The organism is Mesorhizobium sp. PUT5, from assembly GCF_052216645.1.
In the GTDB taxonomy this organism is placed as follows: domain Bacteria; phylum Pseudomonadota; class Alphaproteobacteria; order Rhizobiales; family Rhizobiaceae; genus Mesorhizobium.
The window spans coordinates 962,491-982,563 of record NZ_JBQOSO010000003.1; the positions used below are offsets into that span (position 1 = coordinate 962,491).

Here is a 20,073-nt window from a genome sequence, read left to right on the forward strand (position 1 = left end):
TGGACACTTCATCCGGGAGGATGGACTTGCGACGGGTCACGGCGCCAACCCCGCATAATCCGCCCAGAGCCGAATGAGCAGCCATGCGAGGCTTCCGGCGGAAAGGCCGTCGACCAGGGCGCCCATGCCGCCCCGTTCCCATAGCGGTGAAGATGGAGCCAGAATGCCTTTGAGCATCAACGCCGCTGCAAAGGTCGCGATCGTATCGAGGATAATCACGGCGCCACCTGGAAATCTGACATGCTGCGGCGCAATTCTGCGTTTAGGTTGTCGGTGGATGAACCGGCCGCCAAGACAGCGCTTCCGGCTTGCCGGAGCGTGTCCAGCAGCACTTGAGCTTTACGAATGGCCGTATCGATCGCAGACGAGTCGATGTCGGCCGTCCCCTTGATCGACAGTGCCGATGACAGGTCGGACGCGGCGCGCTGCGCGTCCGCTCGCGCGGTCTCCAGGTCGAGCATAAGCGGAACCGGACCTGTAGGCCGAGACGGCCCGTCAAGATAAGCATCCAGCGACCGCTCGCGATCTGCCTCAACGGTGTCCTGTTCGCTGGGCCGTGCTTCGGCTCGGGAGCGCTGCGAAGCGGCTTCCTCTTCCTTTTGACGGAAATGCTCAGCAATGCGGGTTTTGACGTCGTCCCACCTTGCTTTTTCCTCGTCCGTTTTCACAAGGTCGGATTGGCCGAGGTTGGTGCTCCCGGCGATGATGGCTGCCAAAGTCCCCGGAGCGGCAGCCACAAGTCCGGCCATCCAGCCCCAGAGCCCACCTCCGCCGCCGGGTTTGTTACCGGGCTTGCCATCCGGCAAAATGCCGCCGTCGAGTGCGCTTTGGCCGCCCAACGCCGCAGCGGCGCGGGTCAGCGCGGCAGCGGAGCCGTCGAGTGCGATGGCCGATGACTTGAGGCCGAAGCCGCCGGAAAGGAGGTCATAAATGCCTTTGCCGCCTTTAAACGCGCCGACGCCGGCGGCGCCCATGCCCAGGGCAGTAAGCGCCGGGTTCTCCCGAGCCGCGGCGGTTAGCGTGTTGATGCCGTCGGCCAATGTGTTCAGAGCCGTGCTGACGTGGCCCATCGGCAGGACCGCCGCAGACAGATTTTCCAGACTATCTTTGAAACCCGCCCAGGCTGCAAAAGGATTGTCGGTTTGAATGCTGTCCGCGGCGTCGAGGCCAGCGGCGTTGGGCAGCCGCTCTTCGACCAGCCGACGATATTGCTGCATTGACAGGATTGCCCGCAAGATCAGGTCGGATGATAGTCGATTGTTCGTAAGCTGGCCGACAATGCGCGCCAGTTCCGTGGTGTCATCGAGGTCGACGCCCTTCTCGCGCAGCTTGGGAAGCAGCGTATCCCACATCCACGTCAGCGGGTTGTCGGTGAATTTCTGCTGGTTGAGCAGCCGGCCCTTGTCGACAATCTTGCCATTCTTGTTGCGCACCACTCCTTCGCGGATGCCGTACTCATCCTGTGCCGCGATGGCCTCCTTGGAAGCTCGGCCAACGATGAACTGATCGAAGGCGGCGCGAAGCTGGGTGCCACTGTCACTGCCGCCACTCTCAGCAATCAGCATCGGCAACCACTGAAACAGAAACTCGTCGCCGAACACCTTGCCGCCGGCGCGCGCGAATTTGATCGCCTCGGCGAAGGCGGCGGGATCGATGTCGCGCCCGATCACCTGCTGCGCTTTCATGTAATTTTCGAGCCCGTACCGATATTCCTCCGGGGTAACCCTTTCGATGTTGTCCAGCGCCTTGTTGAATTGCCGGAGGCCAGCCAGGGCGCCCTCCGGTCCCATCATGTTCGACAGCACCAGATAGGCCCGCGCCATCTCGTCGGAAACGATGATTGCCGCGTCGGTGGAGGGCATCGATAGCGAGGCCTCCTTCATCACGTCATAGATTTGCGACTTTGCGAGGCGGTAGCGCGTGGCAAGCTCGTCGGCGCGCGTGTCGATCTTGCCGCGCTCGTCGAGGCTGAGGCCGGCGTACTTCGCTTCCGCCTGTACCCGCCGCTCATTTGAGGCGGCTATTAGGGCCTCGCGGCCCATTATGCCGCCCATGTACCCCATAGTGTAACCGCCCCCCATCACCATAAGAGGCTTGACCCCGAAGCCGAGCGCGCGATTCATGGCTATGGCGCGCCGCTCGGTCGCTTCCGCTGCCGCCCGAACTGCCGCCAGATGGGAGAGTGTGGAGGTCTTCCAGTGCGAAATCTCGGCGGACTTCAGAGCCTTGGCAAGGTTCCGGATCTTCATGCTTTCGTGCAGGGTTCCCCACGACCGCTGCACGGCGTCGATATCGTTCCGCGCAAGCTTCAATCCGTCGAGCTGCTTTTGAAATCCGACGCCCCACGAGCCGACGCCGGTGCGCCCTATGTTGCGGGCCGCGTTTTCGATGTCCTTCATCGTCGTGACGACGTTTTTGGCCTCACCCAAACCTTCGGCCCTAAGCCGAAGGATGAGTTGGCCGATTAGTGTCCGGGCCATTGGTGTCCTCAAAATTTGGACGAGCCAAAACCGCCAAGCGGAATGCCGCTCGGCCTGAGACCGTCCATGAATGTGAAGTTGCGGGTCGGCTAAGGAGCCGGGAAAGCGAGCCGGCAATGCGGCCGCACGTCACCTATGCTAGTGAGAATAGGGCCGTTTTTACGCTAACATAGCTCACCTTGTCAAGGGACTAACCTATTGAGCGAAAAGGAGAATACCTGTTCAAGGGCGCACAATGTTGTACTCCCATGAACATCGTCTTGGAGCCGTTCGACGACTACGCGGCCGGAAAAGGCGAAAATAAATTGAATGTGTGCTATTTTGTCGCACTCAATCCGTCCGGTGGACTTCTGCTCGATCAACCCTCTTCGGTTCACCGATGTCCACAGGCGTATATTCGACGAATATTCGACGGATTTGATGAGAGGTAGCTAAGCTATTGATTTTATTGGCACGCCCAAGGGGAATCGAACCCCTGTTTGCGCCGTGAGAGGGCGCCGTCCTGACCGCTAGACGATGGGCGCAGCCGAGATGGGCCATATAGGCCGCAGAATCGGAAAATGCAACAGCCTGAAATCATCCGCGGCAATGGGTGTCGGTCGGCTGTGGAAAACCATGTAATCCAGGGCTGGCGCGGGGCAGCAATGCGGCCGCAAGAAGCGCCTTTGTGGCGCAACGGGCGAGGCGGAGCATGGTATGGTGCAGCCGGCGGGGCTGGGCGTGGAGGCCAGGCCGGCCGTCCGGCACGCGAGGCGAAGATGTCCGGCGGAAAGCCGGGCGTCCCGGCGCTCGCTGCCGCGCGGCGGTGGCACCTATCGGTTGCGCACCGCGTAGCGGCCGACGATGCGCTGGGCTGCCATGTCGTAGACGAAGATCTCGCGGCCGCCGTCGGCAAGTTCGGTGTCGATGGCGATGCGGTTGCCGGACAGCGACTGCGACACGATCCTGGCGCCGACCGGCAGCACGATATCGCCCGTCTGCGCAGCGCCGGCCGGCGTCGGGATGTCGCTGGCGGCCACCGGCTCGACCGGCGCTCTCGATCGGGATTTGTAGACAATCGCCGCCACCGCGACCATAAGGGCCAGGAACAGCAGGCCGAGATTGACAGCCATGAAGCGCACCAGCTTCCTGCGCACATTCTCCACTGCGGGGTCGAGCGGCTTTTCTTCCTTGTCGTCGGCTTGGGGCCGGGTCATGGCAAACTTCCGGAACGGTTTCGATGAGCGCACCTGATAGCGAAGCGTCCGGACAATTCCTAGGGGAAGGCGCGACGGTGGCCGGGCAGCCCCTGCCGCGGGAAATGTCGCTGGAGGCCGGCGCCGATGCCGCGGGCCAGCGGCTCGACCAGTGGCTGGCGGCCAAGCTGGCGCCCGGCCTGTCGCGCGGCCGCGTGCAGGCGCTGATCAGGCAGGGCGCGGTCCGGGTCGGCGGCCGGGTGGCAGATTCCCCCAAGCGCAAGCTGCTGCCGGGCGAATGGGTGGAGATCGAGCTGCCCGAGCCGGAACCCGCTGCGCCGCAGGGCGAGCCGATCCCGCTCGACATCCTCTACGAGGACGATGCGCTGATCGTCGTCAACAAGCCGGCCGGTCTGGTGGTGCACCCCGGTGCCGGAAACTGGACCGGCACGCTGGTCAACGCGCTGATCCACCATTGCGGGGAAAGCCTTTCCGGCATCGGCGGCGTGCGGCGGCCGGGCATCGTGCACCGGCTGGACAAGGACACCAGCGGCGTCATCGTCGCGGCCAAGACCGACCGCGCCCACCGCGCGCTGTCGGAAGCCTTCGCCGACCATGGCCGCACCGGCGATCTGCGCCGCGCCTATGTCGCCCTGGTCTGGGGCGTTCCCGTGCCGGCCGCCGGCACGGTCGACGCACCGCTCGGCCGTGCGTCCGACCGCCTGCGCCGCGCGGTGGTCCCGGCCGCCCGCGACGACGCGCGCCACGCGGTCACCCATTATGCGGTGCTGGAACGTTTCGGCAGGCATGGGGAAAGGGATGCTATGGCGAGCCTGGTCGAATGCCGGCTGGAGACCGGCCGCACCCACCAGATCCGCGTCCATATGGCCCATATAGGACATCCGCTGATCGGCGATCGAGACTACGGCACGGCCTTCCGCACCAAGGCCAACCGGCTGCCCGAGCCGCTGCGCGCATCGGTGCAAGCCTTTCCCCGGCAGGCGCTGCACGCCCGCCTGCTTGAATTCCGGCACCCGGATACCCATCTCACCATGAGATTCGAAGCGCCGCCGCCGCCGGACATGGGAGAACTCGTCGAGGCGTTCCGCGCACTTTGAACTTCCCGCAGACAGAACCGACCGCCTTCGTTCACTTCGACGTGACACACTGTTTCGGATTGAACAAAAGCTGTCTTTTCCGGTTTTGTTCCTGTATAAGCCGGTTATGCAGACGTGCGCTTTGGCGTCAGCGTCATATGCCCGCCGCGTTTCGGGGGCATTGCTCGAAGAGAGGAGGGTGCTTTATGGCCCAGACACTACCCAGCATCGTTTCCGGGGAAGGCGGACTTGCCCGCTACCTGGAGGAAATCCGCCGCTTTCCCATGCTTCAGCCGCAGGAAGAGTACATGCTCGCCAAGCGGTATCAGGAGCATGACGACACCAGCGCCGCCCACAAGCTCGTCACCAGCCATCTGCGTCTCGTGGCCAAGATCGCCATGGGCTATCGTGGCTACGGCCTGCCGATCGGCGAAGTGATCTCGGAAGGCAATGTCGGCCTCATGCAGGCCGTGAAGAAATTCGAGCCGGAGCGCGGCTTCCGGCTTGCCACCTATGCCATGTGGTGGATCAAGGCTTCGATCCAGGAATATATCCTGCGCTCCTGGAGCCTGGTGAAGATGGGCACCACGGCCAATCAGAAACGGCTGTTCTTCAACCTCAGGAAGGTGAAGGGCAAGATCCAGGCCCTCGACGATGGCGACCTCAGGCCGGAGCAGGTCAGCGAGATCGCCACGCGGCTCAATGTGTCCGAGGAGGAGGTGGTGTCCATGAACCGCCGCCTTTCGGGCGACGCCTCGCTGAATGCGCCGATCCGCGCCACGGAAGGCGAATCCGGCGAGTGGCAGGACTGGCTGGTGGATGACCAGGACAGCCAGGAGGAGATGCTGATCGAGCAGGACGAACTGGACAACCGGCGCAAGATGCTGTCGGGAGCCATGTCGGTGCTGAACGATCGCGAGCGCCGCATCTTCGAGGCGCGCCGCCTGGCCGAGGAGCCGCTGACGCTGGAAGAGCTTTCCGGCGAGTTCGACATCAGCCGCGAGCGCGTCCGCCAGATCGAGGTGCGCGCCTTCGAGAAGGTGCAGGATGCGGTGAAGGCCGCCGCCAAGCGCCAGGCGCAAGCGTTGCGCACTATCGAAGCGCAGCCTGCGCAATAGTCATCGGGCCCGTGAAATGCGGGCCTTGCCAGTGAACAGCGATGGCGGCGCCGGCCTTGTTCGGCGCCGCCATCGTGCATTTTCAGCTCGACGGCACCTGTGCCGGCGATTCGTTTTGCGTGCGCCTTGCACGATCCGGGTGCGGGTTGCCGGCCTGCTTCCGTCCTGGACGATGGACACTCCAAATCGTTTGAAGTGCGAATTGGCTCATTTATCAGACTAAATGACGTTAGCGGAACGGTTTTCCGGCTTTGACGCGCTGCGAAAAGAGTTCTAGAAGGCCGCTGTCCGAAGTCGCACCGGCACGCGGCGATGTCGCATTCCGCATCGCTCCGAAGGGTGCCGAAGCCGGGGGAGCCATGACGAGATCACCAGCCACCCACAACAGGCCCCTGTCGCCGCATCTGACGATCTACAGGCCGCCTATCACCATGACGACGTCGATATTGCACCGCATCACCGGCGGAGCGCTTTATTTCGGCACGCTGCTTGTTGCCTGGTGGCTCACCGCGGCGGCCGGCCCGCAGGGCTATTTCGACTTCGTCAACGGCATATTTGGCTCCTGGTTCGGCCGGCTGGTCCTGCTCGGCTACACCTGGGCGCTGATGCTGCACATGCTGGGCGGCGTGCGGCATTTCATCTGGGACACAGGTGCCGGCCTGGAAAAGCACACAGCCTCGAAAATCGCCTGGGTAACTCTGGTCGGTTCCGTTCTGCTGACGCTGGCGATCTGGATCGCCGGCTACTACGTGCGGGGAGCCTGACATGAGCGGCGGCAACAAAGACATGCGCACCCCGATGGCCAGGGTGCGGGGCCTCGGCTCCGCGCGCGAAGGCACGCTTCATTTCTGGCGGCAGCGGCTGACCGGGGTGGCCCTCGTCCCGCTGACGCTGTTCTTCGTCGGCTTCCTGGTCGCGATGAACGGGGCGGGCTATGCCGAACTGCGCTCAGCCCTCGCGCATCCGCTGGTGGCGCTGGTCATGATCGTGATGCTCGTGTCCGGGCTCTACCACATGCGGCTCGGCATGCAGGTCATCATCGAGGACTACGTCCATGGCGAGGGCGCCAAGCTCACGCTCTTCATCCTCAATACTTTCTTCATCGTAGCGGTCGGCGCGGCCTCGATCTTCGCCCTGCTCAAGCTGTCGTTCGGAGGCTGAGCCGTGGCCAGCGAAACCAGGAGCAAGGCGGGTTCCGCCTACACGTTCGTCGACCACAAGTTCGACGTGGTCGTTGTCGGGGCCGGCGGCGCCGGCCTGCGCGCCACGCTCGGCATGGCCGAGCAGGGCCTCAAGACGGCCTGCATCACCAAGGTCTTCCCCACCCGCTCGCACACGGTCGCGGCCCAGGGCGGCATCGCCGCCTCGCTGCAGAACATGGGGCCCGATAGCTGGCAGTGGCATCTCTACGACACCGTCAAGGGCTCCGACTGGCTGGGCGACGTGGACGCCATGGAATACATGGTCCAGCAGGCGCCTGCCGCCGTCTACGAGCTGGAGCACTACGGCGTGCCCTTCTCGCGCACCGAGGAAGGCAAGATCTATCAGCGGCCCTTCGGCGGCCACATGATGAACTATGGCGACGGCCCGCCGGTGCAGCGCACCTGCGCGGCGGCCGACCGCACGGGCCATGCCATCCTGCACACGCTCTACGGTCAGTCGCTGAAGCACAACGCGCAGTTCTTCATCGAGTATTTCGCGCTCGACCTGATCATGGACGACGACGGCACCTGCACCGGCGTCGTCGCCTGGAACCTCGATGACGGCACCATCCACCGCTTCTCGGCCAAGATGGTGGTGCTGGCCACCGGCGGCTACGGCCGCGCCTATTTCTCCGCCACCAGCGCGCACACCTGCACCGGCGACGGCGGCGGCATGGCCGTGCGAGCCGGACTGCCGCTCCAGGACATGGAGTTCGTGCAGTTCCACCCTACCGGCATCTACGGTGCCGGCTGCCTGATCACCGAGGGCGCGCGCGGCGAGGGCGGCTATCTGGTCAATTCCGAGGGCGAGCGCTTCATGGAGCGCTATGCGCCCTCGGCCAAGGACCTAGCCTCGCGCGACGTGGTTTCGCGCTGCATGACCTTGGAAATCCGCGAGGGCCGGGGCGTCGGCCGGAACAAGGATCATATCTTCCTGCATCTCGACCATCTCGATCCGGCGGTGCTGCACGAGCGGCTGCCCGGCATCTCCGAATCGGCCAAGATCTTCGCCGGCGTCGACGTGACCCGCGAGCCGATCCCGGTGCTGCCGACGGTGCACTACAATATGGGCGGCGTCCCCACCAATTATTGGGGCGAGGTGCTGAATCCGACGCCGGACAATCCCGACCGCGTTTCTCCCGGCCTGATGGCGGTGGGCGAGGCCGGGTGCGCTTCCGTGCACGGCGCCAACCGGCTGGGCTCCAATTCGCTGATCGACTTGGTCGTGTTCGGTCGTGCCGCCGCGCTGCGCGCCGCCGAGGTCGTCGACCGCGATGCGGCGGTGCCGGCCCCCAACCAGGCGTGCCTGGAACGGATCATGGACCGCTTCGACCGCCTGCGCCACGCCAACGGGCCGACCCCGACGGCCGCCATGCGCGAAAAGATGCAAAGGGCGATGCAGGAGGACGCGGCCGTGTTCCGCACCCAGGAAACGCTGGAGGAAGGCTGCCGCCGCATCTCCGAGATCTGGGGCGAACTGAAGGACCTCAAGGTCACCGACCGCTCGATGATCTGGAATTCCGATCTGGTGGAGACGCTGGAGCTGGAAAACCTGATGGCAAACGCGATTGCCACCGTCCACGGCGCGGAAGCCCGCAAGGAAAGCCGCGGCGCCCATGCGCGGGAGGATTTTTCCAGCCGCGACGATGTCAACTGGCGCAAGCATACGCTTGCCCACGTGGCGCCTGACGGCAAGGTGACGCTGTCCTACCGGCCGGTGCACACCGAAACGATGCTGCCGGTCTCCGAAGGCGGCATCGACCCGGCAAAGATCGCGCCCAAGGCGCGGGTGTATTGAGGATCGCACGGTCATGGTCGAACTCGCACTCCCCAAGAATTCCCAGATGCGGGAAGGAAAAACCTGGCCCAAGCCGGAAGGCGCCACGAACCTGCGCGAATACCGCATCTATCGCTGGTCGCCGGACGACGGCGAGAACCCGCGCATCGACACCTATTTCGTCGACATGGACGATTGCGGCCCGATGGTTCTCGACGCGCTTTTGTGGATCAAGAACAAGATCGATCCGACGCTGACGCTGCGCCGCTCCTGCCGCGAGGGCATCTGCGGCTCCTGCGCCATGAACATCGACGGCTCCAACACGCTGGCCTGCACCAAGGGCGCCGACGACATTTCGGGTCCGGTGAAGATCTATCCGCTGCCGCATATGCCGGTGGTGAAGGATCTGGTGCCCGACCTGACGAATTTCTACGCCCAGCATGCCTCGATCCAGCCCTGGCTGCAGACCGTGTCGCCGGAGCCGGCCAAGGAATGGCTGCAGAGCCATGAGGACCGGCAGAAGCTCGACGGGCTCTACGAATGCATCCTGTGCGCCTGCTGCTCCACCGCCTGCCCGAGCTACTGGTGGAACGGCGATCGCTATCTCGGCCCGGCGGTGCTGCTGCAGGCCTATCGTTGGCTGATCGACAGCCGCGACGAGGCGACCGGCGAACGGCTCGACAATCTGGAAGACCCCTTCCGGCTCTATCGCTGCCATACCATCATGAACTGCACGCAGACCTGCCCCAAGGGTCTCAACCCGGCCAAGGCGATCGCCGAGATCAAGAAGATGATGGTGGAACGGCGCGTGTGATCCGACCGATGCGCCCCTGCGAAAGGGCGCGCCGACGGCACCAAGACGAGTGGGCCATGATGACCGATACCGACCTGCCCACCCTCACGCCGGCCGAGGCCCGCGTGCTCGGCTGCCTGATCGAGAAGAAGGAACTGACGCCGGACGTCTATCCTCTCACCCTCAACGCCGCGCAGGCCGCCGCGAACCAGAAGACCGCGCGCGAGCCGGTGATGGCGCTGGAGCAGATGGAAGTGCATCGCGCGCTCAAGCTGCTTGAGCAGAAGGGCCTCGTGCGGCAGATCTTCGCCTCCCGCGTCGAGCGCTACGAACATCTGGCCGCCCAGCGCTTCTCTCTGACGTCGCCGCAGATCGCCATTCTGGGCCTGCTGCTTCTGCGGGGGCCGCAGACAGCCGGCGAATTGATGGCGCGCAGCGAGCGCATGGCTCGCTTTTCCTCGATCGAGGATTTGCGCGGCGAACTGGACATGCTGATCGGCAAGCGCCCCGCGCTGGTGCAGGAGATCGGCCGCGGTCCCGGCCAGCGCGAGGACCGCTATGCGCATCTTCTTTCCGGCCCGGTGGACGTGTCGGCAGCGGCGGCGCAGCGGCCGCAGGCCGCGATGCCTGCATCCGACCTCGAGATCCGGCTGCTGGCGCTCGAAGAGGAAGTGAGCGCGCTCCGCGCCCGTCTCGACGCGCTGGGCGGCTGACGGCCTCGCGGCGCTTTCCCCGGCCGGCCGCAAAACGCTGTTTCCAAAGCTATTTGTCTGCCTGTTCTTCGGATCTTTTGGTTCCGAGGCCGCCCTAACTCATCCTTAACCATAACGGTTCATGAACATATCGGTGAGAATTGGAGGAATCCGAGTGCCTTCGTTTCACCAACATTTGCCCTAAGAAAGGCCGCCAAAGGCGCATTTTGGGGTATTTCCGGAAGTTGGTGGATGGATCGCCGGGAAATGCGCAGGGGCTAGCCGCAAGCCACGCCCGGGCACTTTAAGGAATGGATGATGGAAACTATCGCACTCGCCGAACCGGGCGCGCAATTGTCGATTTGGGCTCTGTTCCTGCAGGCGGGCTGGGTCGTCAAGCTGGTCATGCTCGGGCTGCTCGCCGCCTCGATCTGGACCTGGGCGATCATCGTGGACAAGCTGGTGGCCTTTGCGCGCATGCGCGTGTCGCTCAACCGCTTCGAGCAGGTGTTCTGGTCCGGCCAATCGCTGGAAGAGCTTTACCGCACGCTCGCCGACCGCAAGACGACCGGCATGGGGGCGATCTTCGTGGCCGCCATGCGCGAATGGAAAAAGAGCTTCGAAAAGGGCGCCAAGTCGCCGCTCGGGCTGCAGAACCGCATCGACAAGGCCATGGACCTGGCGCTGACGCGCGAGATGGAGCGGCTGGAGGGGCGCCTCGGCTTCCTCGCCACCACCGGCTCGGCCGCGCCCTTCATCGGCCTGTTCGGCACGGTTATCGGCATCATGACGTCCTTCCAGGCGATCGCGGCTTCGAAGAACACCAATCTGTCGGTCGTGGCGCCGGGCATTGCCGAGGCGCTTCTGGCCACGGCCATCGGCCTGCTGGCGGCCATTCCTGCCGTCATCGCCTACAACAAGCTGTCATCGGACGCCGGCAGGCTGGGCGTGCGGATGGAGGGCTTCGCAGACGAGTTCTCCGCCATACTCTCGCGGCAAATCGATGAAAAAGTCATGCAGAAGGCAGCCTGAGGTCGAGCCATGGGAATGTCCGTAAGCGCAGGCGGCTCCGGCCGCGGCGGACGCGGCCACCGGCGGCGCGGCCGCCATCATGGCCTGATGTCCGAGATCAACGTCACCCCGATGGTCGACGTCATGCTGGTGCTGCTCATCATCTTCATGGTGGCTGCCCCGCTTCTGACCGTCGGCGTGCCGATCGACCTGCCGGAGACGCAGGCCAAGGCCATGAACTCCGACACGCAGCCCATCACCGTGTCGATCGACGAGCAAGGCAAGGTCTTTTTGCAGGAGACGGAAATCCCCATCGACGAGGTGGTGTCGAAGCTCGAGGCCATTTCCAAGACGGGTTATGACGAGCGCATCTATGTGCGCGGCGACAAGACCGCCGACTACGGCACGGTCATGAAGGTCATGGCCCGCATCTCGGCGGCCGGCTACAAGAACCTCGGCCTCGTCACCCTGCAGGAACAGGATCAGTAATCTTGCGGGCCGGCCTCACCACATCGGTGCTCATGCATGCGGCGCTGCTCGGCTTCGGCCTGCTCACGCTGCGCGCGCCGGCCGCCTTCGAGGTGACCGACGTCGAGGCGCTGCCCGTCGACATCGTGCCGGTGGAGTCGATCACCCAGATCCAGGAGGGCGACAAGAAGGCGACGATGCGCGACAAGCCCGCGCCCACGCCCACCCAGCGCCCCGACGACGTGGCCGATGCCCAGAAGGTCGGCGAAAACAGCGTCGACACCGACAAGCCGGCGACCCCGGACGCCAAGCCCACCCCGGTGCAGGCGAACGATTCCCCGCCGCCTTCGCCGATGCCCGCCGAGCGGCCGAAGCCCGAGGATGCGCCCAAGCCGAAGGAGGCGCCGAAGCCGACGCCGGCGACAGAGGTGGCCCCGACTCCGCAGCCCCGGGAAGAGGTCAAGCCCGACCCGGTCAAGCAGCCGGAGCCGAAGCCCGAGCCGGTGAAGGAGCCGACACCCGCGCCCAAGCAGCCCGAGCAGAAGACGGCCGCCGCCGAGCAGGCTCTTTCCACGCCCGATCCGGTGGCCGAAGCGATTGCCGCCGACAAGCCCAGCGAGGCCGTGCAACTTCCCAGCGCCGCCCCGGCGCCCGAGGCGAAGCCGCGGCCGGCCCAGGCCGAGACCGCCAAGGCGCCCGACCGCAAGGACGCCGACAAGCCGGTGAAGGAGGCTTCCTCCCGGCCGAAGTCGGACGAGAAGTCCTTCAACGCCGACGAGATCGCGGCCCTGCTCGACAAGCGCAAGCCCTCCGGCGGCGGCGCCAAGCGTTCCACGCAGCAGGCTTCGCTCGGCGGTCAGAAGAACACCGGCGGCAACAACCTGTCGCAGAACGAGATGGACGCGCTGCGCGGGCAGGTGGAGAAGTGCTGGAACATTCCCGCCGGCGCCGAAGACGGCGGGAGCCTCAAGGTCTCGGTCAAGTTCAGGCTGGACCGGTCGGGCGCTGTCGAGGGGCCGATCGACATCGTTTCCGGAGGAGGGGCAAACGGCGTTCAGCGCGCGGCGGCGGAATCCGCGCGGCGGGCCGTGGCACGCTGTTCTCCATACAATCTTCCCGCAGACAAATACGACAGTTGGTCTGAAGTGGTGGTCAATTTCGACCCCAGCGACATGTTCTGACTGCCAAAAGATCCACGAGGCTGAACGCATGAAGAAATTTCTCTCCACGCTCATGATGATCGGCGCGCTCGCAACGGGGCTGAGCGCGGTCGCGACGCTGCCGGCGCGCGCCCTGGTGGAAATCGACGTCAACAAGGGCAATATCGAGCCGCTGCCGATCGCCATCACCGACTTCCTGGCCGGGGATGCGCTGGGCGCCGAGATTTCCGGCATCGTTACCGCCGACCTCAAGCGATCGGGCCTGTTCGCGCCGATCGACCGGAGCGCCTTCATCGAGAAGATCTCCAATCCCGACGTGGCGCCGCGCTTCGACGACTGGAAGGTCATCAACGCGCAGGCGCTGGTGACCGGGCGCGTCAGCAGGGAAGCCGACGGCCGCATCCGTGCCGAGTACCGGCTGTGGGACACGTTCGCCGGCCAGCAGCTTTCGGGCGAGCAGTTCTTCTCCAACAATGCCAACACCCGGCGCATCGGCCATATCATCGCGGACGCCATCTACGAGCGGCTGACGGGCGAGAAGGGCTATTTCGACACGCGTGTGGTCTTCATCGACGAGTCGGGCGCCAAGAACGCCCGCAAGAAGCGCCTCGCCATCATGGACCAGGACGGTGCCAACATCCGCTACCTGTCCAACGGCTCGTCGATCGTCATGACGCCGCGCTTCTCGCCGAACAGGCAGGAGATCACCTACATGTCCTACGAGAGCGGGCAGCCGAGGGTCTACCTGCTCCAGATCGAGACCGGCCAGCGCGAGCTTGTCGGCAATTTTCCCGGCATGACCTTTGCTCCGCGCTTCTCGCCGGACGGCCAGCGCGTCATCATGAGCCTGCTGCGCGACGACGGCAATTCCAACATCTTCGCCATGGACCTGAGAAGCCGCTCCACCACGCGACTGACCAATTCGGCGGCCATCGACACCTCGCCCTCCTATTCGCCGGACGGCTCCAGGATCGTGTTCACCTCGGATCGCGGCGGGCGCGCGCAGATCTACGTCATGGGCGCCGACGGTTCGGGCCAGACCCGCATCTCCTTCGGCGACGGTATCTATTCCACGCCCGTGTGGTCGCCGCGCGGCGACCTCATCGCCTTCACCAAGCAGTCGGGCGGCCAGTTCCAGATCGGCGTCATGAAGACGGACGGCTCGGGCGAGCGCATTTTGTCCACCGGCTTCCAGCAGGAGGGACCGACCTGGGCGCCCAACGGCCGGGTGCTGATGTTCTTCCGCGACACGCCCGGCGCGGGCGGGCCGAAGCTCTATTCGGTCGACCTGACCGGCCGCAACGAGCAGCCGATCCTGACCAAGGACTTCGCTTCCGATCCCGCCTGGTCGCCGCTGCTGGACTGACCTTGTTGCAGATCGGTTCGGATCGCGAGGAAACGGGGCTGAAAGGCCCCGTTTTTCATGGGCTGGCCGCGTTTTGGCCGTATTTGCGCCTAGTGTCCCGGCCCAATGTGACGCGTGTGCATGCGGCGTGGACGGCGGCCGCTACCGAATTTTAACCGTGTTCGTTGAGCGCCGGTTAACCCAAACGTGGTTACTGACGGATCAAGGAATTCACTCGAATTGCGAAGGAGAGGCGGCATGCGCCGTATCGCAGCACTTACCAGGAACCCGGCAATGATCGCGCTGTTCGCTGCGCTGGCCGTCGCGGGTTGCGCCTCGAAGAAGACGCCCAACAGCGCCGCCGACCTCGGCCTCGGCGCAGGTGCGGGCGCGGCCACGCCGGGTTCGGCGCAGGACTTCACCGTCAATATCGGCGACCGCATCTTCTTCGACACCGATTCCTCCTCGATCCGTGCCGATGCGCAGCAGACGCTGTCCCGCCAGGCACAGTGGCTGAACCAGTACCGCCAGTACAACATCGTCGTGGAAGGCCACGCCGACGAGCGCGGCACGCGCGAGTACAACCTGGCGCTGGGCGCCCGCCGTGCGGCCGCCGCGCGCGACTACCTGATCTCCAAGGGTGTGGCCGGCTCCCGGCTGAAGACCATCTCCTACGGCAAGGAGCGCCCGGTGGCCGTGTGCGACGACATTTCCTGCTGGTCGCAGAACCGCCGCGCCGTCACCACGCTTTCCGGCGCCGGTTCCTAGAGCCTTCCATGGCTCCGTGTAGCCATGGAAGGCTCTAATCGGCACGGATGCAACACCTCATTGCGAAAAGGCGGCCGCAGGGCCGCCTTTTTCATGCGGCGCGGATCGAAACAAAATTTGGCCGAAGTCTCGCGCCCTGCTAATAGGCGGAGGCTCGGGCCGGCGCCGCGCCATGCGCAGCCGCCGGTCGGGGCGCGAGAGGCATTTTTGATTTCGATGGCGAGAGACCTATGCATTTCAGATTGATCCTGAGCGGCACGCTGGCCGTGCTGCTTGCAACCGCGGGGGTGTCGCTGGCCAGCGGCGCGACACCCGCGCAACCGGCAGACGGCGGCTTCTCACTTCACTTGCCGAAATTCGAGCTGCCGGGCGTCTTCGGCGGCAAGACTGCGGGCGCGGCGGGCCAGGGCCAGATTCGCGTTGCGCAGGCCAGCGACGCAAACGCCCTGGCAGACGAGATCCGCAGCCTGAACGGCAAGATCGAGGAACTCAACTTCCAGATTCTCCAGATGCAGGAGCAGATCCGCAAGACCCAGGAGGACAACGAGTTCCGGTTCCAGCAGCTCGAGCAGGGTTCCGGCGGCGGCTCGCAGAAGAAGTCCGACGCCGCCTCCGGCGACAGCGGGCGGTCGGTGGTGCAGGCGCCGCCCGCCGCCGCGCCGTCGGAGGGATCTGCAACGTCCTCTACCGACCAGACCATCGGCGACATCATCATCGATTCCGGCAATGGCGATCCGGGCAAGCTGGTCCATGGCGCGCCGCCCAAGGGTCTGGGCGCCATCACGGTGGACAAGAACGGCAACGTCATCAGCGCCGAGCCGTCGGCGCCGGCCGCCTCGGGCTCCCGCAGCGATGGCGGCAAGGGCTCGGTGGTGGCTTCCCTGCCGCCGGCGCAGAATGCGGAGGAGCTTTACCGCAACTCCTACCAGTTCATCCTGTCGGGCGACTATGGCACTGCCGAGCAGGGTTTCCGCGACCACATCTCCCGCTATCCGAAGGATGCGAAGGCGGCGGACGCCCATTACTGGCTGGGCGAGGCGCTGCTGGGCCAGCAGAAGTACCGTGATGCCGCGGAAGTCTTCCTCGCCGCCTCGAAGGACTATCCCAAGGCCAAGAAGGCGCCCGACATGCTGCTCAAGCTCGGCATCTCGCTGGTCGGCCTCAACCAGCGCGACGTGGCCTGCGCCACCTTCAGCGAGATCGGCAAGCGCTATCCCGACGCCTCGGCCGCCCTCAAGGAGCGCGTGAAGCAGGAACGGTCGCTCGCCGCGTGCTGACCCCCGGCGCCGGGCCCGGCCTGGCCGAAGCCTTTTTCCAGCATATCGATTTTTCCGGCGGCGCCGTAGCTGCCGTATCGGGCGGCAGCGATTCGATCGCGCTGCTTGTTCTCCTCAAACACCATCTCGACCGTGCCTTTCCCGCCGCCCCGCTGCTGGCGGTGACGGTCGATCACGCCTTGCGGCCGGGCTCGGGCGCCGAAGCAGCGGGCGTGGCCGCCTTCTGCGCGGCGAGAGGCATTCCCCATCGCATCATGGTCTGGCGCGGCGAAAAGCCGGCGCAGGGCCTGCCAGCCGCCGCGCGCGAGGCTCGCTATCGCCTGCTGGCCGAGGCCGCGGCCCAATCCGGCATTGCCGCCATCGCCACCGGCCACACCGCCGACGACCAGGCCGAGACGGTGCTGATGCGACAGGCGCGCGGAGGCGGCGACGGTCGCGGCCTTGCCGGCATGGCGCCCGCCACGCTCTATGACGGCAGGATCTGGATCGTGCGGCCGCTGCTCGGCGTCCGGCGCGCAGCGCTGCGCGCCATGCTGCGGGGTGAGGGCATCGCCTGGGCGGAAGACCCGACCAATGTGGACAAGACATTTGAGCGGCCGCGAACGCGCGCCGCGCTCGCCGCAGACGAGGGCAAGCTTCACGCCGCGCTGGCGCTTGCCGAATCGTCGGCCCGGGCGCGCCTCGATCTCGGCCTGCGCGCGGCGGCGCTCATCCGCGCCAATGCCGGTCTGCCCTGCGCCGGCCTGATGCGGCTCGCGCCGGCCTTCGCCGCCGTGCCGGATCGGGAAGCGGCGATCTATGCTCTGCGCATCCTGCTTGCCACGGCCGGCGGAACCCGTTTCCTGCCGGACCAGCGGGCGGCGACAGCGCTGCTGGAAGGGATCGGTGCCGGGCCGGTTCGCGCCACATTGTCGCGGGCCGTCGCGGACTCGCGCCGCAGCGGCATCTTTCTGCATCGGGAGGGGCGCGGCCTGCCGCCGGCTTCCAGGGTGAGCGGCGGAAGTATCTGGGACGGACGCCGGCGCATCACTTTCGGTGATGCGGTCGCGAGCGCGGTGATCGCCCCGCTCGGCGCGGCAGCGGCCGCTGCCTCGACTGCCGAAGTGGCCGGCATAGCGCGGAGCCTTGTGCGCCGCGCACTTGCAGCCGAGCCGGTGCCCCGCGGGGCCCCCGGCCCGGCGCCTTCCGGCCTTGAAACCATTGCGGGATTCGCGGCCTTGCCAGTCGCGGCGCCGTTCTTGCATTTCCTGTCCTGTCTCGATCTGGCGCCTGCCGGGGCCGTCGCCGCGCTGATCGGGGCCGCCGCCATTCCCCCGCCGCCTTTGCGCGGGCATTTCGGGCCGCGGCCATGCGCGGAAGCTTAACCGACACGCGCGGTTGCGCTTGGCAAGCAACTGCGCTCTCCCTATGTTAGCGGGGAGCCTCACTCATTGACACGCGCGCCCACGCACGGGCGCAAACGGAACGATAAATGAATCCGAATTATCGCAATCTTGCGCTCTGGGCGATCATCGCTGTCCTGCTCATCGCGCTCTTCAATCTGTTCCAGACCCCGCAGACGCGCGGCGCTTCGACCGACATCCCCTATTCCCAGTTCCTGCAGGACGTCGCCTCGGGCCGGGTCAAGACGGTGACGATTTCGGGCGACCGCATCAGCGGCAGCTATTCCGACAACGCCAACGGCTTCCAGACCTATTCGCCGGGCGATACGTCGCTGGTGTCGCGGCTGGAGCAGAAGAACGTCGTCATCAACGCGCGGCCGGAGACGGACGGTTCCAACACGCTGTTCGGCTATCTGATCTCGTGGCTGCCGATGATCCTCATCCTCGGCGTGTGGATTTTCTTCATGCGCCAGATGCAGTCGGGCTCGGGCCGGGCGATGGGTTTCGGCAAGTCCAAGGCCAAGCTGCTCACCGAGGCGCATGGCCGGATCACCTTCCAGGACGTGGCCGGTGTGGATGAAGCCAAGCAGGACCTTGAGGAGATCGTGGAATTCCTGCGCGACCCGCAGAAGTTCCAGCGGCTCGGCGGTAAGATCCCGCGCGGCGTCCTTCTGGTAGGTCCTCCCGGCACCGGCAAGACGCTGCTTGCGCGCGCCATCGCCGGCGAGGCGAACGTGCCCTTCTTCACCATTTCGGGCTCGGACTTCGTCGAGATGTTCGTCGGCGTCGGCGCCAGCCGGGTGCGCGACATGTTCGAGCAGGCCAAGAAGAACTCGCCCTGCATCATCTTCATCGACGAGATCGACGCGGTCGGCCGCCATCGCGGTGCCGGCCTTGGCGGCGGCAATGACGAGCGCGAGCAGACGCTGAACCAGCTTCTGGTCGAGATGGATGGTTTCGAGGCCAATGAATCGATCATCCTCATCGCCGCCACCAACCGCCCGGACGTGCTCGACCCGGCGCTGCTGCGGCCCGGCCGCTTCGACCGCCAGGTCGTGGTGCCGAACCCGGACATCGTCGGCCGCGAAAAAATCCTGAAGGTGCATGTGCGCAACGTGCCGCTGGCGCCGAACGTCAACCTCAAGGTGGTGGCGCGCGGCACGCCCGGCTTCTCCGGCGCGGACCTGATGAACCTCGTCAACGAGGCTGCGCTGATGGCGGCGCGGCGCAACAAGCGCCTCGTCACCATGGCGGAGTTCGAGGACGCCAAGGACAAGATCATGATGGGCGCGGAGCGCCGCTCCTCCGCCATGACCCAGGCCGAGAAGGAACTGACCGCCTATCACGAGGCGGGCCACGCCATCCTGGCGCTCAACGTGCCGGCGGCGGACCCGCTGCACAAGGCCACCATCATTCCGCGCGGCCGCGCGCTCGGCATGGTCATGCAGTTGCCGGAAGGCGACCGCTACTCCATGAGCTACAAGTACATGATCTCGCGGCTGGCCATCATGATGGGCGGTCGTGTGGCCGAGGAACTGAAGTTCGGCAAGGAGAACATAACCTCCGGCGCCTCGTCCGACATCGACCAGGCCACCAAGCTGGCGCGCGCCATGGTGACGCGCTGGGGCTTTTCCGACAAGCTCGGGCAGGTCGCCTATGGCGAGAACCAGGAGGAGGTGTTCCTGGGCCATTCGGTGGCACGCCAGCAGAATGTCTCGGAGGAGACCGCCCAGATCATCGACGCCGAAGTGCGCCGCCTGATCGAAGAGGCCTATTCCACGGCGAAGTCCATCCTGACCAAGAAGAAGAAGGACTGGATCGCGCTGGCCGAGGGCCTGCTCGAATACGAGACCTTGTCGGGCGACGAGATCAAGCAGCTTCTGGCAGGCAGCAAGCCGGCGCGCGATCTCGGCGACGACACCCCGCCCTCGCGCGGCTCGGCCGTGCCGAAGGCCGGCGGCGCCACGCGCGGCAAGAAGAAGGGTCCCGAGCCGGAAGGCGGCATGGAGCCCCAGCCGCAGGGGTGAGGAGCCGGTTTCGCGCTTTGCGCGAAAGCCATGGTGCCGGTGGCATCATGGCGGCTTTGAACGCCCGAAGCCATAGCGGAGGGGCGGGAGACATCGGATCGAAGAGGAGCGGCCGCACGCGCGCCGCTCCATTTTTTTGCGTCTTGGAAAATGCATCAACCGGCATCGCCGGCCGTTTCCGCAGCGGGGCCGCGCCGCATCCGGGCCAACCCGTCGTACCGTCATGGCCGCCCGTCGCGCTATTAACTCAAACCGTTTGACTTAATCTTCTTTTGGTGCCTACATTTCCCTCAGGGAGGAG

The 20,073-nt window shown here is 65.5% G+C and carries 18 protein-coding genes and 1 tRNA gene; 15 read left to right on the forward strand and 4 right to left on the reverse strand.

Annotated elements, in window-relative coordinates; translation table 11 throughout:
* Positions 1-36: 36 nt before the first annotated feature.
* The 4 genes from ACTDI4_RS06135 to ACTDI4_RS06150 all read right to left on the reverse strand — a co-directional run bounded on the left by ACTDI4_RS06135 (position 37) and on the right by ACTDI4_RS06150 (position 3,676).
* Entirely contained in the window at positions 37-219 is a 183-nt protein-coding gene (locus ACTDI4_RS06135; RefSeq protein ID WP_442840297.1) for a hypothetical protein, read from the reverse strand.
* Positions 216-2,480, reverse strand: a complete 2,265-nt coding sequence (locus ACTDI4_RS06140; protein ID WP_442840298.1) for a hypothetical protein — start codon at positions 2,478-2,480, stop codon at positions 216-218. Before ACTDI4_RS06140 ends, ACTDI4_RS06135 begins: the two co-directional genes overlap by 4 nt.
* Before the next feature lie 449 nt (positions 2,481-2,929).
* Positions 2,930-3,004: transfer RNA gene (locus tag ACTDI4_RS06145), tRNA-Glu, on the reverse strand.
* A gap of 288 nt (positions 3,005-3,292) precedes the next feature.
* Positions 3,293-3,676: a fimbrial protein gene (locus tag ACTDI4_RS06150; protein ID WP_442840299.1), complete on the reverse strand. Its 384-nt coding sequence runs from the start codon at positions 3,674-3,676 to the stop codon at positions 3,293-3,295.
* Between the two features lie 104 nt (positions 3,677-3,780).
* On the opposite strand from ACTDI4_RS06150, the gene ACTDI4_RS06155 reads away from it, so the two are divergent.
* From ACTDI4_RS06155 to ftsH, 15 genes are all read left to right on the forward strand, one after another.
* Complete coding sequence (locus tag ACTDI4_RS06155; protein ID WP_442843279.1) at positions 3,781-4,773, forward strand: RluA family pseudouridine synthase; 993 nt, start codon at positions 3,781-3,783, stop codon at positions 4,771-4,773.
* Between the two features lie 185 nt (positions 4,774-4,958).
* A complete protein-coding gene (rpoH, locus tag ACTDI4_RS06160; protein WP_442840300.1) occupies positions 4,959-5,870 on the forward strand; it encodes an RNA polymerase sigma factor RpoH in 912 nt (303 codons plus the stop codon).
* A 359-nt stretch (positions 5,871-6,229) separates the two neighbouring features.
* Positions 6,230-6,634 (forward strand): succinate dehydrogenase, cytochrome b556 subunit, encoded by a 405-nt coding sequence (gene sdhC / locus ACTDI4_RS06165; RefSeq protein ID WP_442840301.1) that lies wholly within the window; start codon positions 6,230-6,232, stop codon positions 6,632-6,634.
* Position 6,635: 1 nt separating this feature from the next.
* Entirely contained in the window at positions 6,636-7,031 is a 396-nt protein-coding gene (gene sdhD / locus ACTDI4_RS06170; RefSeq protein ID WP_442840302.1) for a succinate dehydrogenase, hydrophobic membrane anchor protein, read from the forward strand.
* A gap of 3 nt (positions 7,032-7,034) precedes the next feature.
* Positions 7,035-8,870 carry a succinate dehydrogenase flavoprotein subunit gene (gene sdhA / locus ACTDI4_RS06175; protein ID WP_442840303.1) on the forward strand — a complete coding sequence of 612 codons (1,836 nt, stop codon included), beginning with the start codon at positions 7,035-7,037 and terminating at the stop codon, positions 8,868-8,870.
* Between the two features lie 13 nt (positions 8,871-8,883).
* Entirely contained in the window at positions 8,884-9,663 is a 780-nt protein-coding gene (locus ACTDI4_RS06180) for a succinate dehydrogenase iron-sulfur subunit (protein WP_442840304.1), read from the forward strand.
* Between the two features lie 59 nt (positions 9,664-9,722).
* Positions 9,723-10,355, forward strand: a complete 633-nt coding sequence (locus tag ACTDI4_RS06185) for a YceH family protein (RefSeq protein WP_442843280.1) — start codon at positions 9,723-9,725, stop codon at positions 10,353-10,355.
* A 297-nt stretch (positions 10,356-10,652) separates the two neighbouring features.
* Positions 10,653-11,366, forward strand: a complete 714-nt coding sequence (tolQ, locus tag ACTDI4_RS06190; RefSeq protein ID WP_442840305.1) for a protein TolQ — start codon at positions 10,653-10,655, stop codon at positions 11,364-11,366.
* A 9-nt stretch (positions 11,367-11,375) separates the two neighbouring features.
* Positions 11,376-11,834 (forward strand): protein TolR, encoded by a 459-nt coding sequence (gene tolR, locus ACTDI4_RS06195; protein WP_442840306.1) that lies wholly within the window; start codon positions 11,376-11,378, stop codon positions 11,832-11,834.
* A gap of 2 nt (positions 11,835-11,836) precedes the next feature.
* Positions 11,837-12,994, forward strand: coding sequence for a hypothetical protein (locus tag ACTDI4_RS06200; RefSeq protein WP_442840307.1), 1,158 nt, complete (start codon positions 11,837-11,839; stop codon positions 12,992-12,994).
* Positions 12,995-13,046: 52 nt separating this feature from the next.
* Entirely contained in the window at positions 13,047-14,339 is a 1,293-nt protein-coding gene (gene tolB / locus ACTDI4_RS06205) for a Tol-Pal system beta propeller repeat protein TolB (RefSeq protein ID WP_442843281.1), read from the forward strand.
* Between the two features lie 237 nt (positions 14,340-14,576).
* Positions 14,577-15,086 carry a peptidoglycan-associated lipoprotein Pal gene (gene pal, locus ACTDI4_RS06210; protein ID WP_442840308.1) on the forward strand — a complete coding sequence of 170 codons (510 nt, stop codon included), beginning with the start codon at positions 14,577-14,579 and terminating at the stop codon, positions 15,084-15,086.
* A gap of 230 nt (positions 15,087-15,316) precedes the next feature.
* Complete coding sequence (gene ybgF, locus ACTDI4_RS06215) at positions 15,317-16,363, forward strand: tol-pal system protein YbgF (protein ID WP_442840309.1); 1,047 nt, start codon at positions 15,317-15,319, stop codon at positions 16,361-16,363.
* The gene (gene tilS, locus ACTDI4_RS06220) at positions 16,357-17,727 is read left to right on the forward strand and encodes a tRNA lysidine(34) synthetase TilS (RefSeq protein ID WP_442840310.1); all 1,371 of its coding nucleotides are present in this window, start codon (positions 16,357-16,359) and stop codon (positions 17,725-17,727) included. The genes ybgF and tilS overlap by 7 nt, the downstream gene beginning before the upstream one ends.
* Positions 17,728-17,834: 107 nt before the next feature.
* Complete coding sequence (gene ftsH, locus ACTDI4_RS06225; RefSeq protein ID WP_442840311.1) at positions 17,835-19,772, forward strand: ATP-dependent zinc metalloprotease FtsH; 1,938 nt, start codon at positions 17,835-17,837, stop codon at positions 19,770-19,772.
* Positions 19,773-20,073: the final 301 nt, after the last annotated feature.